12 protein-coding genes are annotated in these 15,716 nt (G+C 64.5%); 3 read left to right on the top strand and 9 right to left on the bottom strand.

Annotated elements, in window-relative coordinates; all coding sequences use genetic code 11:
- The gene (locus tag IEX41_RS20800; RefSeq protein WP_188792132.1) at positions 1–1,431 is read left to right on the top strand and encodes an aspartate kinase; all 1,431 of its coding nucleotides are present in this window, start codon (positions 1–3) and stop codon (positions 1,429–1,431) included.
- A 440-nt stretch (positions 1,432–1,871) separates the two neighbouring features.
- Here the strand turns inward: IEX41_RS20800 and hisI are convergent, their stop codons facing one another.
- Entirely contained in the window at positions 1,872–2,231 is a 360-nt protein-coding gene (hisI, locus tag IEX41_RS20795) for a phosphoribosyl-AMP cyclohydrolase (RefSeq protein ID WP_188792131.1), read from the bottom strand.
- A gap of 67 nt (positions 2,232–2,298) precedes the next feature.
- Here hisI and IEX41_RS20790 point away from each other — a divergent pair, with 67 nt between their 5' ends.
- The gene (locus IEX41_RS20790) at positions 2,299–2,751 is read left to right on the top strand and encodes an iron-sulfur cluster assembly scaffold protein (RefSeq protein ID WP_188792130.1); all 453 of its coding nucleotides are present in this window, start codon (positions 2,299–2,301) and stop codon (positions 2,749–2,751) included.
- Positions 2,752–3,343: 592 nt separating this feature from the next.
- Here IEX41_RS20790 and recG read toward each other — a convergent pair.
- From recG to sciP, 4 genes are all read right to left on the bottom strand, one after another.
- Positions 3,344–5,434 (bottom strand): ATP-dependent DNA helicase RecG, encoded by a 2,091-nt coding sequence (recG, locus tag IEX41_RS20785; RefSeq protein ID WP_188792129.1) that lies wholly within the window; start codon positions 5,432–5,434, stop codon positions 3,344–3,346.
- A complete protein-coding gene (ligA, locus tag IEX41_RS20780; protein WP_188792128.1) occupies positions 5,431–7,707 on the bottom strand; it encodes an NAD-dependent DNA ligase LigA in 2,277 nt (758 codons plus the stop codon). The genes recG and ligA overlap by 4 nt, the downstream gene beginning before the upstream one ends.
- A gap of 73 nt (positions 7,708–7,780) precedes the next feature.
- Positions 7,781–8,497, bottom strand: a complete 717-nt coding sequence (gene ctrA / locus IEX41_RS20775) for a response regulator transcription factor CtrA (RefSeq protein WP_188792127.1) — start codon at positions 8,495–8,497, stop codon at positions 7,781–7,783.
- Between the two features lie 179 nt (positions 8,498–8,676).
- On the bottom strand, positions 8,677–8,976 hold the full coding sequence (gene sciP, locus IEX41_RS20770; protein ID WP_188792126.1) for a CtrA inhibitor SciP: 300 nt from the start codon (positions 8,974–8,976) through the stop codon (positions 8,677–8,679).
- A gap of 140 nt (positions 8,977–9,116) precedes the next feature.
- Here sciP and mnmA point away from each other — a divergent pair, with 140 nt between their 5' ends.
- On the top strand, positions 9,117–10,259 hold the full coding sequence (gene mnmA / locus IEX41_RS20765; RefSeq protein WP_188792125.1) for a tRNA 2-thiouridine(34) synthase MnmA: 1,143 nt from the start codon (positions 9,117–9,119) through the stop codon (positions 10,257–10,259).
- A 435-nt stretch (positions 10,260–10,694) separates the two neighbouring features.
- On the opposite strand, the gene IEX41_RS20760 is transcribed toward mnmA, so the two are convergent.
- The 4 genes from IEX41_RS20760 to IEX41_RS20745 form a co-directional block, all read right to left on the bottom strand.
- On the bottom strand, positions 10,695–11,540 hold the full coding sequence (locus IEX41_RS20760) for an ABC transporter permease (RefSeq protein WP_188792124.1): 846 nt from the start codon (positions 11,538–11,540) through the stop codon (positions 10,695–10,697).
- Positions 11,537–12,949: an ABC transporter permease gene (locus IEX41_RS20755; RefSeq protein ID WP_188792123.1), complete on the bottom strand. Its 1,413-nt coding sequence runs from the start codon at positions 12,947–12,949 to the stop codon at positions 11,537–11,539. The genes IEX41_RS20760 and IEX41_RS20755 overlap by 4 nt, the downstream gene beginning before the upstream one ends.
- Positions 12,946–14,049 carry an ABC transporter ATP-binding protein gene (locus IEX41_RS20750; RefSeq protein ID WP_188792122.1) on the bottom strand — a complete coding sequence of 368 codons (1,104 nt, stop codon included), beginning with the start codon at positions 14,047–14,049 and terminating at the stop codon, positions 12,946–12,948. Before IEX41_RS20750 ends, IEX41_RS20755 begins: the two co-directional genes overlap by 4 nt.
- A 144-nt stretch (positions 14,050–14,193) precedes the next feature.
- Positions 14,194–15,315 (bottom strand): extracellular solute-binding protein, encoded by a 1,122-nt coding sequence (locus tag IEX41_RS20745; RefSeq protein ID WP_188792121.1) that lies wholly within the window; start codon positions 15,313–15,315, stop codon positions 14,194–14,196.
- Positions 15,316–15,716 lie beyond the last annotated feature (401 nt).

The raw sequence follows: 15,716 nt of genomic DNA, 5'->3' as shown, positions 1-15,716 counted from the left end.
ATGGCAGAGCATACCGTTGAAAAGATTGGCGGGACGAGCATGTCCCGCCTCAACGAGCTACGTGACACCCTGCTGATCGGCGAGCGCCAAGGCGCGGACCTTTACGGACGCATCTTCGTTGTCTCGGCTTTCGGCGGTATCACCAACCTGCTCCTCGAGCATAAGAAGACAGGCGAGCCTGGCGTTTATGGCCAGTTCGCCGCCTCCGACAACAGCCACGGCTGGCACGATGCGCTCAACCGCGTATCCGATGCCATGATCGAGGCGCACAGTTCGGTGCTCGAGCATCCTGCGGACATCGCGCAGGCGACGGATTTCGTGCGCACCCGGATCGATGGCGCGCGCAACTGTCTGATCGATTTGGCGCGGGTCTGCTCCTACGGCCACTTCCGCCTGTCTGAGCACATGCTCCAGACGCGCGAGTTGCTGTCGGGTTTAGGCGAGGCGCATTCCGCGTTCGTCACGGTCCTGATGCTACAACGTGCGAACGTCGATGCGCGACTGGTGGACCTGTCGGGCTGGCGCGGTGAAGGCGACGTGTCGCTTGAGGAGCGCATCATGGGCGCCATGGAAGGCATTGACCCCATGCGTGAGATCCCAATCGTGACGGGCTATGCGCAATGCGCCGAAGGTCTCATGCGCGAATTCGACCGCGGCTATTCCGAAGTCACATTCTCGCATCTTGCCGCTCTCACCCATGCGCGCGAAGCGATCATCCACAAAGAGTTCCACCTGTCGTCGGCGGACCCCAACCTCGTGGGACAGGATGCCGTGCGCAAGCTTGGCCGGACCAACTATGACGTGGCGGACCAACTGTCGAACATGGGCATGGAAGCGATTCACCCCAAGGCGGCCAAGACCCTGCGTCAGGCGGCGGTGCCTCTGCGCATCACCAATGCCTTCGAGCCGGGCGATCCCGGCACGCTGATCGACGATCAGCCGGCCGAGAGCCCCAACGTGGAAATCGTGACAGGCATCGACACCATCGCGCTCGAGGTGTTCGAGCAGGACATGGTCGGGGTCAAAGGCTATGATGCCGCGATCCTCGACGTGCTTACCCGGCATGACGTGCGCATCATCTCGAAGGTTTCCAACGCCAACACGATCACGCATTACGTGGATACCTCGCTTCAGGTTGCACGCCGGGTCGAGAAGGACATCGAAAAGCTCTACCCCTCGGCCCGCGTCTCGTCGCGACCGCTGGCGATGGCATCGGTGATCGGTCGCGATCTCAATGGCCTTTCCTGCCTGCAACGGGGCCTCGTGGCCATCGCAGGTGAAAACCTCGAGGCGCTTGGTGCAAGCCAGGGCCCGCGCAATGTGGACGTGCAGTTCATCATCGAACGCGACATCCTCGCACCAGTGATCAAAGCGCTGCACAAAACCTTCATCGAGAACAGCGAACGCACCCCGTTGACCAAGGCCGCCTGATCGCAGGCTTGCCCATGAGACCCAAGCGCCCGGCACCGTTAAGAACGGAGCCGGGCGTTTCTCGTTTCCTGCTGTCCTCAGGCAATGCAGCTAGGGAGCCGTTGCTGCATCCGGCGGGGATGTTTCAGGCAAGAGAAAACACGAGCCTTACCTGCTTCCTCTTGCGTTAAATATGCCGGGTATGAATTGGCGCAGCCAAGAGAGGGCAGCGGCCCCTGCCCCCCTCACATTCCTTACAATGGTCAAACATCGCGCTTTTGCCACCACCGCAAGTTGAGGCACCGCAAACATCGGCAAAGCAGGCCTTCTCAGGCGACCCAGCCCTTCGTACCGCCGGGTCGACAGGTTCGAATCTGTGGCGTCGGCGCTGCCAAGGCACAATGGCCTTGCGGATACTGGCGAGGGTGCAGCCCTTCCCCGGCCCAGCCTCGCGGCACACCTCACTCCGTGGGCGTCATGATCTCCACCTCGTCCCCTTCGCGCAGAGCGGTATAAAAGCACGACCGGCGGTTGGTGTGGCAGGCCGGCCCGGACTGACGCACGAGGGCCAGCAGGCAGTCACGGTCGCAGTCCACACGAAGCTCAACGAGTTCCTGCACGTGGCCCGAGCTTTCTCCCTTGATCCAGTAGGACTGCCGCGAGCGTGACCAATAAGTCACCCGGCCAGTCTCCAGCGTGCGGGCGACAGAGGCGGCGTTCATCCAGGCCATCATCAGCACCTCGCCCCCGTCCGCATCCTGTGCGATGCAGGGGATCAGCCCATTTGCGTCAAAGGTCAGGGTCGCAGGATCGAAACTCATGGCAGAAAACCTTTTGCTGTGCGAGATGCCGCCCCTATCTATGGAAGACGTGCCACGAGGAAAAGCAATGTCCGCAGAATCCGACCTCATCAAGCTCTACTCGCAGCGCATCCTCGCCCTTGCCGCGGATATCCCGCACTTGGGACGGCTCGACGCGCCCGACGCCAGCGTCCGCAAGCGCTCGCCGCTTTGCGGCTCCACGGTCACCGTCGACATTGTCATGAAGGATGGCCGCATCGCGCAGTATGCACAGGACGTCAAAGCCTGCGCCCTCGGCCAGGCGTCCGCTGCGGTGATCGGCGCCCACGCCATCGGTGCCACCGAGGCCGAGCTGCTGGCCACCCGTGATGCCTTGCGCGCCATGCTCAAGGAAGACGGCCCCACGCCGCCCGCGCCGTTCGAAGATCTCGAGGTGCTGCGTCCGGCTCAGGCCTACAAGAACCGCCATGCGTCCATCATGCTCACCATCGATGCCCTGACCGAAGCGGCAGCCGAAGTGCAGCAATCGCAGCGGGCCTGACCCGACCACCAGAGCCTTCGTCGCAGCCCGACATCTGAACCGGCACGAGCCTCATGCAGGGGCTGCGGGACGCCCGACTTGGGTCACGCGGCGAGCGAATGCAACGGTTGCACGCCCCCTTCACAAAAGAAAACCGCCGCACTTCATGGGGTGAAGGCGGCGGCAAGTGGCGTATCCGGGAGACGTGAACCAAGCCGGGCTTCGGGCAGGAAGCCTATGGCAGCGAGGACAGACGCGGCGCATCACGGGACAGGCGAATGCGCTTTAGGGTTCACGATCCCAAGACCGCGGGCAGAAACTCAGAACGACGGCAGGTGAAGGCCAGCCACGAGAATGATCACAAGGGACAGTGCCCCGATCATATCCTGAAGCAAGGTTGCCTCGTTGCGCGAGACGATGCGGCGGAGCGTGGTGAACATCTTGGCCTTCCTTTCCCTGTTGTGTTGCCACTTTGTTCTCACACCCTCACTCGCCTGTAAAGAACTTTTTGAGAACATTTGTGAACAGAGCCGGTTCATGGCAATTCGCTACAGTCCTCCCAAGGCCGAAGGTGGCCGAGCCGGACGGGGATCCTCAAGCCTAAGCTGTCCGATCAGCCGACCGAAATCAGCCGGATTGCCTCGTCCTGACGCATAAGCCAGAGCAGCAGACGCGCCGCCCTGCCGCGCGGGCTTTCAAGGCTTGGGTCGCTTGTCAGCAGGGCGCGCGCATCGCTCTGGGCCAGCGCCATGAGCGCCGCCTGCCGTTCCAGGTCCGCCACCCGGAAGCGTGGCAGGCCAGACTGGGCGGTGCCGATCAGGTCTCCTGCCCCGCGCATCTCGAGGTCGACCTCTGAAATGCGAAAGCCATCCTCGGTCTCCCGCAGGGTGGTGAGCCGCTTCATGCCCGACTCGTTCAGGGGCGGCTGGTACATGAGCAGGCAGGTGCTCTCTGCCTCCCCGCGCCCGACCCGACCGCGCAGCTGGTGCAATTGGGCAAGGCCGAACCATTCCGCCCGCTCGATCACCATGATCGAGGCATTGGGGACGTTCACCCCGACCTCGATCACCGTGGTCGCCACCAGCACCCGCGTTCGGCCCGCAACGAAATCGGCCATGGAGGCATCCTTCTCGGCAGGGGCCATCTGGCCGTGGACAAGCCCCACCACCTCTTCGCCAAGCGCCTTGCGCAGGTGCTTGAACCGATCTTCGGCAGCGGTAAGATCCACCGCTTCGCTTTCCTCCACCAAAGGACAGACCCAGTAGGCCTGCCGCCCCTCGGCAATGGCGCTGCGCAAATGCTCGACCACTTCGGCCATGCGCTCGGCAGAGGTCAGCGCGGTGCGGATCGGCTTGCGACCCGGTGGCTTCTCATCGAGCACCGAGACATCCATGTCACCGTATTGCGTCAGCGCAAGGCTGCGCGGGATGGGCGTTGCGGTCATCACCAGCACATCAGCCGCAGCGCCCTTGCGCCCCAGCTCGAGCCGCTGGCGCACGCCAAAGCGGTGCTGTTCGTCGACGATGGCCAGCCGCAGATCGCGGAACACAACGTCGGACTGGAACACCGCGTGGGTGCCCACCAACACGTGGATGTCGCCGCGTTCGAGTGCGGCAAGCTTCGCGCGCCGCTCGGCCCCCTTGTCGCGGCCGGTCAGTAGCTCCACCACCACGCCCGCGCTTTCCCCCAAGGGACGGAGCCCCTCGAGATGCTGCCGGGCGAGGATCTCAGTCGGGGCCATCATGACGCCCTGCCCTCCCGCCTCTACCGCGACGAGCAGCGCCATGAAGGCCACCAGCGTCTTGCCCGCGCCTACGTCACCCTGCAGCAGGCGGTTCATCTTTTCCGGGCGGGCCATATCGGCGGCAATCTCGTCGATCGCCCGCGCCTGCGCGCCGGTGGGGCGATAGGGCAATGCCGCCAACACCTTGCGCCGCAGATCTCCGGCGCCCTCGCTGACCCGCCCCCTCGCCTTGCGGCGGTTGGCACGGGCCAACGCGAGGGTCAGCTGGTGCGCCAGAAGCTCGTCATAGGCCAGCCGCGCCCGCGCCGGTGCATGCGGCAACAGATCGTTGAGCCCCTCCGGCGCATGTGCCTTGTGCAGCGCGTCAGCCCAGCCCGGCCAGCCTTCCCGCGCGCGAAGATGTGGGTCGATCCATTCGGGCAGGTCCGGCAGCCCGGCAAGCAGGCCACCCACGGCCCGCGCCATCAGTTTCTGCGTGACGCCCGAGGTCAGCGGATAGACCGGCTCGAACCCCGGCAGGGTCGTGGCTTCGTCCGGCGCGACCACGTGGTCGGGGTGCGCCATCTGGGCAAGGCCGTCGAACAGCTCTACCCGGCCCGAAACGATGCGCCGCTCTCCTTCTGGCAGCACACGGGTGAGGTAGTCGCCACGCGCGTGGAAGAACACCAGCTGGAATTCGATTTGCGCATCAGCCACAAGTACCCGCCAGGGCCGCCCCTTGGAAGCCGGTTTCTGATGGCGCAGCACCTCGACCTCTACCGTCACGGTGGCAGGCAGTTCCGCCTCGCGGATCGACCCGCGCAGTCGCCGGTCGATCACCGAATGCGGCAGCGTGAACAACAGATCGCGCGGCGCTTCGACCCCAAGACCGCCCAGCGCCTGCGCAGTCTTGGGGCCGACACCGTCCAGCGTCTTGAGCTCACCGAACAGCGGCCAAAGCGCTTCAGGGCGCTGGCTCATCCGCCGATCAGCGCCAGCCAGGCGTCTTCATCCATGATCTCTAGACCAAGCTCGCGCGCCTTGGCTTCTTTCGATCCGGCCCCGGGGCCTGCCACCACGATGTCGGTCTTTTTGCTGACCGAGCCGGACACCTTGGCGCCCATCGCCTCGGCCCGCGCCTTGGCCTCGGCACGAGACATCTTTTCGAGGCTGCCGGTAAAGACCACGGTCTTGCCCGCGACGGGGCTGCCGTCGGTCTGCGGGCGCTCGGCCTCCTGGATGTCGAGATGCGTGACAAGCCGGTCGATGGACGCGCGCTCGGCCTCCTGCCCGAAGGATGTGACCAGCGAGACGGCGACGATCTCGCCGATGCCGTCAATGCCCACCAGGTCATCCCAGGCGGCGCGTGCTTCGGGGGCGATCTGCGGATCACGCGCCCAGGCCGCATCACGCGTCTCCTTGAGGCGCGCACGGCGCCCCTCGTCGGCGGCGGCCTTGCGTTCCTGCTCGACTGCGGCCTCAGCATCGCGGTAGCGCTCGGCGGCGGGAAGCGCCGCGTCGAGCGCGCCAGCCATTGCCTGCCAGGTCAGGTAATGGCGCGCGAGCATGTTCGAGACCACCTCGCCCACGTGCCGCAGCCCGAGCGAAAAGATCACCCGGCCCAGTTCGATCCGGCGCCGTTCGTCGATGGCATCGAACAGGTTGGTCGCGGATTTCTCGCCCCAGCCCTCTCGGTTCTTGAGCTGCTGCATACCGCTGCCGTAGCGGTCCCTCAGGGTGAAGATGTCCGCAGGTTCCGCGATCCAGCCATCACGGTGGAACTGCTCCACCTGCTTGGTGCCTAGCCCCTCAATGTCAAAGGCCGCGCGGGAGACGAAATGCCTCATCTTTTCGACGGCCTGCGCGGGGCAAACAAGGCCACCGGTGCAGCGGCGCACGGCGTCCCCTTCTTCGCGAATGGCGTCCGATCCGCATTCAGGGCAAGTCTGCGGGAAGATGAAGGGCTTTGCGTCATGGGGCCGTTTGGACAGGTCCACGTCCGCGACTTTGGGAATGACATCACCGGCGCGGTAGATCTGTACCCAATCACCGACGCGGATGTCCTTGCCCCCGCGGATCTCGGCCCCACTGGAATCGCGGCCAGAGATGTAATCCTCGTTGTGAAGCGTCGCGTTCGATACCACCACACCACCCACCGTCACCGGCGTCAGACGCGCCACCGGCGACAGGGCACCGGTCCGGCCTACCTGGATGTCGATGGTCTCGAGCCGGGTCCAAGCCAGCTCGGCCGGGAACTTGTGGGCAATGGCCCAGCGCGGCGTGGTTGATCGGAAGCCGAGCCGCCCTTGCAGCGCCAGATCGTTGACCTTGTAGACCACGCCGTCGATGTCATAGCCCAGCGTAGCGCGCTGCTCTTCGATCTTCGCGTAATGGGCCAGCATGTCCTCCGGCCCGTCGCACAGCGTTGTCAGCGGGTTGGTGCTAAACCCAAGGGCCTCCATGCGCTCGATCACGCCCATCTGGGTGTCGGCCAGCGGTTCTGACAGCTCGCCCCAGGCATAGGCAAAGAACTTCAGCGGGCGTTCACGGGTGATTTCCGAATCGAGCTGACGCAGGGACCCGGCAGCGGCATTTCGGGGGTTGGCAAAGCGTTTGCCGCCCCGCGCCTCCTGCCGGTCGTTGAGCGCGGCGAAATCCTCGTGGCTCATGTACACTTCACCCCGGATCTCGAGGATCTCCGGCGCGCCCTCTAGCCGCTCGGGGATGTCGTCGATGGTGCGGGCGTTGGCGGTGACATTTTCGCCGGTGGTGCCGTCGCCGCGCGTGGCGGCCTGTATCAGGACGCCATCTTCGTAGCGCAAGGACAGCGAGAGCCCGTCGATCTTGGGCTCGGCGGTGAAGGGCAGTGGCGCGCCCTCGGCCAGCCCGAGATAGCGGCGGATCGAGCGGTCGAACTCGGTCACGTCACCGTCTTCGAAGGCGTTGGACAGGGACATCATCCGCACCTTGTGGCGGATCTTGGAAAAGCCCTCCGCCAGCGGTGCGCCGACTTGTTCGGACGGGCTGTCATCCCGTTTGAGATCGGGGAACCGGGCCTCGATGGCGAGGTTGCGTGCCTTCAGGGCATCGTAGTCGCTGTCAGCAATCTCCGGGGCGTCTTCGGTGTGATAGGCCCTGTTGGCCGTGTTCAGCAGGGCTGAGAGACGTTCAAGTTCCGCTGTCGCCTGCGTTTCGCTCAGCTCATCCGCTGCGATGTCGCCGGTCCTGATATGGTCCGTTTTCGGATCCGTCATGGCCGCGCCCCTTCTTCATGCCTTTTGGGCAAGTGATAGGGCGCGTGGCAGGGCGCGTCCAGCGTCCCCTCGTTCAGCCGGTGGCAGCAATGGCAGGCGCGTCGCCCATGCGCGGTTCCGGATCGCGCAGCACGTAGCCCCTGCCCCAGACCGTCTCGATGTAGTTCTCGTCACCCGTAGCCTCGGAGAGCTTCTTACGTAGCTTGCAGATGAAGACGTCGATGATCTTGAGTTCCGGCTCGTCCATGCCGCCGTAGAGGTGGTTGAGGAACATTTCCTTGGTGAGAGTCGTGCCCTTGCGCAGGGACAGCAGTTCGAGCATCTGGTATTCCTTACCGGTCAGATGCACCGCTTTGCCCGCCACCTCGACGGTCTTGGCATCCAGATTGACCGAGATCTTGCCCGTGCGGATCACCGACTGGGAATGCCCCTTGGACCGTCTGATGATGGCATGGATGCGGGCCACCAGTTCGTCCCGGTGGAACGGCTTGGTCAGGTAATCATCCGCGCCGAAGCCGAACCCCTTGATCTTGTTGTCCGTATCATCCGCACCGGACAGGATGAGGATCGGCGTGCTGATCCGCGCAAGCCTGAGCTGGCGCAGCACCTCGTGGCCGTTCATGTCGGGCAGGTTCAGATCAAGCAGGATCAGATCGTAATCGTAGAGCTTTGCAAGATCGATCCCCTCTTCGCCGAGGTCCGTGGCATATACGTTCAGGTTGGCGTGCGTCAGCATCAGTTCGATGCTCTTCGAAGTAGTCGGATCATCTTCCACAAGAAGGATACGCATAAGCTGTTCTCCGCTATTTCTGTCTCGTTGCACTGAACCTGTCGGAAATAGGTTAACGCTTCTTTATCGTAGACTAATTTATCAGTTACGCAATTTTAGGTTGCTTTCACCAAACCCCTCGTGCCTTCCGCCCTCTGATCGCACTGCGCCATCTTGGTATTGTCGCGACTCGCGGCGCGCTATGCGTCCATCTCTTCTTGGCCGGGTGACCGGAAACGCTGCACGAGGGTGGCCTTCAGTGCCTCTTCCCCGTGGAAGGCGACAGCGTGCATCCATTCGGCAAGCTCTTCCTCGCTGAGACCGTAGCGGTCCATCGCCTGATCTTCGGTCAGCAGTCCAAAGCGCACGGCCTTGACCACGGCGGCCTTGCGCGAGGCGACCCAACGTCTTGTTTCGGCTGGAGGAAGATCCGCACGGGTCATGGTGGAACCGTCCGGAAGCGTGACAGCGCGCGGGCCATCGATTTTTTTCAGGTACATCTTTCACGGTCCCAGTCTTTACAGTGGGATGTATTTGAACCGATGGACTTTAACGCCGTCTGAAACGCCCCCTTGAGAGTATGTCGCATTTTCCTATATTCGCGCAGTCCCCTTGACCCTCATTCTGCAGGAGGCACTTCATGCCCCTCGACGCCCCCGTTCTGAATTCTCTCGGCCTTCCCAAGGCTCCTTCCGAAACCCGTGTGGTCGTCGCGATGTCCGGCGGGGTCGATTCGTCCGTGGTCGCCGCGATGCTGGCCGAGGAAGGCTACGACGTGGTGGGCGTGACGCTGCAGCTTTACGACCACGGTGCGGCGCTGGCCAAAAAGGGCGCGTGCTGCGCTGGCATCGACATCCACGATGCCCGCCGCGTGGCCGAGCAGATGGGCTTTCCCCATTACGTTCTCGACTACGAGAACATCTTCAAGGACGCGGTGATCGACGAGTTCGCCGAAAGCTACCTTGGCGGCGCCACCCCGGTGCCCTGCATCCGCTGCAACGAACGGGTGAAGTTCAAGGATCTGCTGGAGACGGCAAAGGATCTCGATGCGGATTGCATGGCGACAGGCCATTACATCCAGCGCATGGACGGCAGCCACGGCCCCGAGCTGCATTCCGCCGCCGATGCGAACCGCGACCAGAGCTATTTCCTGTTCTCGACCACGCCCGAGCAGCTGTCGTTCCTGCGCTTCCCGCTGGGCCACCTCAGGAGCAAGGTGGAAACCCGTGAACTGGCGGCGAAATACGGGCTGAGCGTGGCGGACAAGCCCGACAGCCAGGACATCTGTTTCGTGCCCGACGGCAATTATGCCAGCGTCATCGAGAAGCTGCGCCCCGGCGCGGCCGAGCCGGGCGAGATCGTCCATGCAGATGGCCGGGTACTGGGCAGCCACAGGGGCGTCATCCACTACACCATCGGCCAGCGCCGGGGTCTGGGGATCGGCGGGCTGACGGAACCGCTTTACGTGGTGAAGCTAGACGTGGATGCCAAGCAGGTGGTTGTCGGCCCGAAGGAGATGCTCGCCACCCGCACCATCCCCGTGCGCGAGATCAACTGGCTCGGGGACGAGCCCTTTACCAGCCGGGACGAGTGGCATGTGTCGGTCAAGGTCCGCTCCACCCGCCCCCCGCGCGAGGCAATCATCCGCCCGCTCTCGGACACCGAAGCCGAGGTGGAACTGGTGGTGGCCGAGGAAGGCGTGTCGCCGGGTCAGGCTTGCGTGTTCTACGACGATGCCAGCAGCCGGATCTTCGGCGGCGGCTGGATCTGGCGCGGGTACTGAAATTACGGGGCGACTTTCGCTCGGAAAGTCACCATTCCCGCGAACTTCAAGCAAGCCGCGCAAGCGCCGTCCCGTGGGGCGGCGCTGCTGCATTCGAGCCTATCGATTTATCCCAGCCACGTCCGGACGACCTCGAAACGGGTCAATCACGTCACCAAAGCGCCGCCCCGAGAGAACGGTACGGCGCTTGCGCGGCGGCCTTCGGCCTTGATGCTGCGCTTGGGGCGGAGTTTCACCTGGCCCGAACATCGCGCAAGCCGCGCATCGCCGGTCCGCGGGTTGGCGATGCCGCCTGCGAGCCCCTCTGTTTATCCTGGCCACGTCCGGATGACCTCGAAACAACGCACTGACGTCACCAGATCGCCGGCCCGGAGGGCGGACCGACGATGTGCGGCGGCCTGCGGCCTTGGCTCCGCGCTGGTGCGGGGATTTGCCTCAGCGCTGCTCCCTGCGCTGCAGCAAGGTGTGCACCACCGCCCCGGCGACCGTTAGCAGGATGATGACCGTGCCCACCGCGTTGATCACCGGCGGGTGGCCGTTGGCGTTGCGGCCCATGGCCCCGATCTCGGTGGCGAAGGTGCAGGCCCCGCCACGGGCGAACATGGTGGTGTTGTAGTTCTCCATGCTGGCCATGAAGGCGATCACCCCCGCCGAGATCAGCGCTGGCGCGAGATACGGCAGGGTCAGCCGCCGGAACACCCGGAATGGCGAGGCGCCGAGGTCCAGCGCCGCCTCCTCGAGCTCCACCGGCTGGCGTTGCAGCCGCGCCATGAGGATCAGCATTGGGTAGCCCGCGATGAAGGTGACCTGCGCCATGATGATGGTGAAGAGCCCCGCATCGATCCCGAGCCTTTGCCAGAACACCAGCGCAGACAGGCCCAGCACGATCCCCGGCGCCAGCATCGGCGACAGCAGGATCCACCACAGCACACTGTTGGCCTTCGCCCGCCAGCGGGTCAGCAAGACCGCGCCCGACAGGCCCAGCAGCAGCGACAGCGGAACCACGATGGCGCCGACATACAGCGAATTGCCGATGCAGGCGATCATCCGGTCCCGGTCGAGCACGCGCAGGACGGGATCCGCCCGCAGAGCCTCTTCGGGCATCCAGAAAAACGCGTACCACTTGCCGGTCCAGCCGCGCCAGTCGGTGACCGTGGGGGGCGATGCGTCATTGAAGGACGACAGGATCATCAGCAGCAGCGGCAGGAACATGAACACCAGAAAGCCGCCGGTGTAGAGCGACAGCAGCCGGTCGGACGAGATGATGGAACGGCTGGTCATTGCACCCTCGCAAAATCCTTGAGCCGCGTGCGCATGATCCACATGAAGAGGGCCACGAGCACGAAGCAGACGATGGTGTAGGCAAAGCTGTAGGCCGCGCCCACGTTGGCATTCGGGGATTCGAAGAACTTGTTGTAGATGGTCTGGCTGAACCATTCCGCCTGAAGCCCGCGAGAGATGATCCGCGGCACGGAAAACGCCCCCGCCGCCAGCATGAATGTGGCGATGGTGCCCACCGCGATGCCCGGCTTGGAATGGGGGATGATGATCCGCCAATGCACCCGCCACGGGCTCGCGCCAAGATCGCGCGCCGCCTCGATCTGGTTTTTGTCGAGGGTGTTCATCACGTTGTAGATCGGGAACACCATGAAGAGCACGTAGGTGTAGACGATTACGAGGAAGACGGTGCCCGGGAACCGCTTGAACTGGATCGGCGTGTCTATGATCCCCACCCATTCCAGCAGCCCGTTCAAAAGCCCCTGGTTGTCGATGATCGTGGTCCAGGCGTAGATCCGCATGAGCTCCACGATGGCGTAGGGGATGACGAGGCCAAGGAACAGCCACACTGCCCGCTGCGGCGGGGTCGCCAGCGCCACTTTGTAGGCGATGGGATAGCACAGCAACAACGCAAGGCCGGTGGCGATCACCGCCTGGAACAGCGTGCGGGCCAGCGTCACCAGCGCGATACGCTCGTACACCTGCCCATCCTCGACAAAGCGCAGGCCGATGAGGCTCAGTGCCTTGTTGGACCATTGTGCCTGCTCGACGATGGCCTGCCCTTCGGACATGGGGATGTAGCGCGCCTCTGCCAGCGCCCCGAAATTCTCGAGCGTCCAGGGCGAGGCATTGGCTTCGGCCTCGCGCAACTCACCGTAAAGGGTCTGCGCCAGTTCGGCGATCTCGTCCGCCTGCGCCTGCTGGTCCTCGATAGGGCCGGTTTCGGACACCGTGAGCTCGGGCAGATCGTAGGCCTCGTCCAGATAGACCGCCTCGCCGCTCCGGGACAGGGCCCGGTGGGTGGTGGCGCGGTCGCATTGCAGGATGTAGGGCCGCGCCGCCTCGGGGGCCGGGCCGCCGATGGACGGGATGGCAAGGCCTCCCGTGCTGGGCGCCGGGCTGGGAGACGGGCTGGGCGATGGAGTCGCCCCCCCGATGGAGGGAATGGCCAGCCCACCGCTTTGGGCGGGGGCATCGTCTTCCTTGTAGCCTTCGAGGATGGACCGGCAGGTGCGCGCGTCGCGCACCACCATCTGCGCCACCGAACTGTCAAGCGACCGCGACGGCGCGGTCAGTGCCCGTTCGAACATGGTGAGCTGCGGCAGCACGATCAGCATGGCCCCCCAGGCGATCACCGCCAGGAAGAACACCGCCGTGAGCCCGCGCCCGTATCCGCGAAACAGCCCGCTCATTGCGCCGCGAGCTCCTGCCCGGTCCGCGCCAGCGCGCCCGCGGGCAGCACGACCGCCGCATCGGGCGCAAAGCCAAGCGCCAGCGTGTCACCCACCACCAACGCCGGGGCCTTGGCATCGTTGGTGACATGCACGGCGATCTCGGTGCCGCCCGCGTCGAAGAAGAGGTTGAGGAACGCGCCTTCAAGATCGCGGCGCACCAGCCGCGCCTCGATGCGGTTTTCGGAATGCAGCGGGGCCATGGCCTCAGGCCGCACAAAAAGCATCGCCTCGGACCCCGGCTCCATACCCTCGGGATTGCGGGCGCGGAACTGCCCGAGCGCGGTGGTCACCACCGCCTGCCCGTTCGCCACGCTCTCCACCCGCCCGTCAAAGCGGTTGACCTCGCCCACGAAACTGGCGGCAAAAGCGGTGCGGGGGCGAGAATAGATCTCGTCCCCGGTGCCCACCTGCTCCACCACGCCCTTGTTCATCACCGCGATGCGGTCGGACATGGTCAGCGCCTCCCCCTGATCGTGGGTGATGTAGATGAAGGTGACGCCGGTTTTCTTCTGGATGGCGCGCAGTTCCGCCCGCATGTGCTGACGCAGCTTGAGGTCCAGCGCCGACAGCGGCTCATCGAGCAGCAGCACCGCAGGCTCCACTGCCAGAGCGCGGGCAATGGCCACCCGCTGACGCTGGCCGCCCGACAGCTCGGAAGGCAGCTTTTCGCCCTGATCGCCAAGCGCCACGAGGTCCAGAAGTTCCTGCGCCTTCTCGCGCCGCTTGCGCTTGGAGATGCCCCGTGCCTCAAGCCCGAAGGCGACGTTTTCCCACACCGGCATCAGCGGGAACAGTGCGAGGTTCTGGAAGATCAGCGCCGTGGGCCGCGCGTTGGGGCCGATGCCCGCCATGTCCTCGCCGCCGATGAGGATGCGCCCGGTAGAGGGCTCGTTGAAGCCCGACACGGCGCGCAGGATCGTGGTCTTGCCACATCCCGATGGCCCGAGGATGGAAAAGAACTCGCCCGCCTCGACCTTCAGGTCAGTGGGCTGAACGGCGGTGTAGCCGTTGGGATAGGTGATCGAGACGCCCTCGAGCGTCACATCCTTGCCGTGCATGGATGGCTCCCCGTCTTGGATGGTCTGCGCTTGTCCGCGCATGTGGATCTTGCCCCCGGCTGAACGGTGGACCCGGACGGGGGAAAACGCATGCACCGGGCGACTTCTGCCGCCCGGTGCCAACCTGTGCCTGCGGTGCAGGGATCAGGCGTTGGTGATGATTTCCGAGAACTCGTTCTGGGTCGGGGCAAGGAACGGGGTTTCCGCCTGCCACCACCACATGTTGCCCAGCACGTCCTGGGTGTAGACCTCGTTGAACTGGGTCTTGAACTCTTCGGAGGCAAACTCGGCGGCGCCAGTCACGGCCGAGTTGTAGCCGGTGTTGTTCGAGAACATGCCGCCCACTTCCGGCTGAAGCATGAAGTTCATGAAGGCCACCGCCTGGTCAATGTTCTGGGCTTCGCGCATGACGCCGAAGCTGTCCATCCAGGTGATGATGCCTTCCTTGGGGGCGCGGTAGACCATGTCGGGGTTTTCACGGTTCAGCAGCAGGCCGGTGGTGTCCCAGGTCTGGCCGATGACGCAGCCCGCGTCCTTGAAGGCGGCGGTGGCTTCGGTGGCGTTGTTCCAGAAGGCGCCGAAGTGGTCCTTGCGCTCGATCATCCACTGGGCGACGGCACCGAAGACGCGGCGCGCCTCTTCTTCCGACTTGTAGACATCGTACATGCGGTTCGACGGCACTTCACCGGTGGCGTCGAGATAGAGGCCGATGCCGAACAGCGCCGATTTCTGGCGGAAGGCGGCCTTGCCAACGGTGGCGTCGGTGAACAGATCGCCATAGCTCAGGTCATCGGCGTTGATGCCCTCGGCAGAGGTGTCGAGGGTCATGCCTTCGGTGCCCCAGGTGAAGGGAAGCGCGATCTGCTCGCCGTTGTGGGTGCCGCCAAGGGTGGCGCTGTCACGGAGGAAGGACGGGATGACGTTGCCAGTGTTCACGCCTTCGGGGATCGGCTGGAAGTAGCTGTTGCCGTCGTCGTCTAGGTAGTTGGGCACGTTGGTGATCGACGGGAACACCACGTCGAACCCGCTGCCGCCGGCCGAGCGGATGGTGGATTCGGCTTCGGTGTTCGACCCGAAGGTGGTCAGTTCGAGGGTGATGCCGGTGTCGGCCTCGAACTTCTCGGCGATGTTGGGCTGGATGTAATCCTGCCACGCAAGAACACGCACGGTGCCCGACTGGGCCAGCGCGTCATGGGCGCGCAGCACCATGGGCGCGGCAACGGCAGAGGCGCCAAGGCGGATGGCGGTACGGCGGGTAAGCTTCATTTCGGTTGATCCCTTCTGTTGGATGGCACCTGGTGGACGACACCAGCTGAATGACGCGGAGGGCCGTTTCTCTTCGGACCGGAAGCGTTCCGATGAAACAGCCTGATTACAGGCGCCTAGCCCCCGCACGCAACAGCTGCATGACGGAACCTTGACGGCAATATGACAGACCGGTCCCTCCCATTACGCGCCGCCCGAAGGCGGCCCGCGCTCCCTTCTGGCCGCCCACCCTCGTTGCCGGGGCATGGCGGCACTCTGGGGTCACTCTTGCCCCGCGCGCGACCGGTGGCAAGACCTGACGCGACCGGAACTGAATAGCTGCGTCGTTGCGCCCACTTCGCGGCCAACCGTTTGCCCAGAAACAAGCCGCGCGGCGGCGGCCCCTGCCCCCCGTGCGCTGC

The organism is Salipiger pallidus, assembly GCF_014643635.1.
GTDB lineage: Bacteria > Pseudomonadota > Alphaproteobacteria > Rhodobacterales > Rhodobacteraceae > Salipiger > Salipiger pallidus.
The sequence above is the reverse complement of the archived record's forward strand: the minus strand, read 5'-3'. Positions and strand labels throughout refer to the sequence as shown.

Bases quoted from the DNA above. Each gene is read 5' to 3' on its own strand.
- IEX41_RS20800 (WP_188792132.1), top strand. From the start codon at position 1: ATGGCAGAGCATACCGTTGAAAAGATTGGCGGGACGAGCATGTCCCGC.
- hisI (WP_188792131.1), bottom strand. From the start codon at position 2,231: ATGAGTTTCGATCCTGCGACCCTGACCTTTGACGCAAATGGGCTGATC.
- IEX41_RS20790 (WP_188792130.1), top strand. From the start codon at position 2,299: ATGTCCGCAGAATCCGACCTCATCAAGCTCTACTCGCAGCGCATCCTC.
- recG (WP_188792129.1), bottom strand. From the start codon at position 5,434: ATGAGCCAGCGCCCTGAAGCGCTTTGGCCGCTGTTCGGTGAGCTCAAG.
- ligA (WP_188792128.1), bottom strand. From the start codon at position 7,707: ATGACGGATCCGAAAACGGACCATATCAGGACCGGCGACATCGCAGCG.
- ctrA (WP_188792127.1), bottom strand. From the start codon at position 8,497: ATGCGTATCCTTCTTGTGGAAGATGATCCGACTACTTCGAAGAGCATC.
- sciP (WP_188792126.1), bottom strand. From the start codon at position 8,976: ATGTACCTGAAAAAAATCGATGGCCCGCGCGCTGTCACGCTTCCGGAC.
- mnmA (WP_188792125.1), top strand. From the start codon at position 9,117: ATGCCCCTCGACGCCCCCGTTCTGAATTCTCTCGGCCTTCCCAAGGCT.
- IEX41_RS20760 (WP_188792124.1), bottom strand. From the start codon at position 11,540: ATGACCAGCCGTTCCATCATCTCGTCCGACCGGCTGCTGTCGCTCTAC.
- IEX41_RS20755 (WP_188792123.1), bottom strand. From the start codon at position 12,949: ATGAGCGGGCTGTTTCGCGGATACGGGCGCGGGCTCACGGCGGTGTTC.
- IEX41_RS20750 (WP_188792122.1), bottom strand. From the start codon at position 14,049: ATGCACGGCAAGGATGTGACGCTCGAGGGCGTCTCGATCACCTATCCC.
- IEX41_RS20745 (WP_188792121.1), bottom strand. From the start codon at position 15,315: ATGAAGCTTACCCGCCGTACCGCCATCCGCCTTGGCGCCTCTGCCGTT.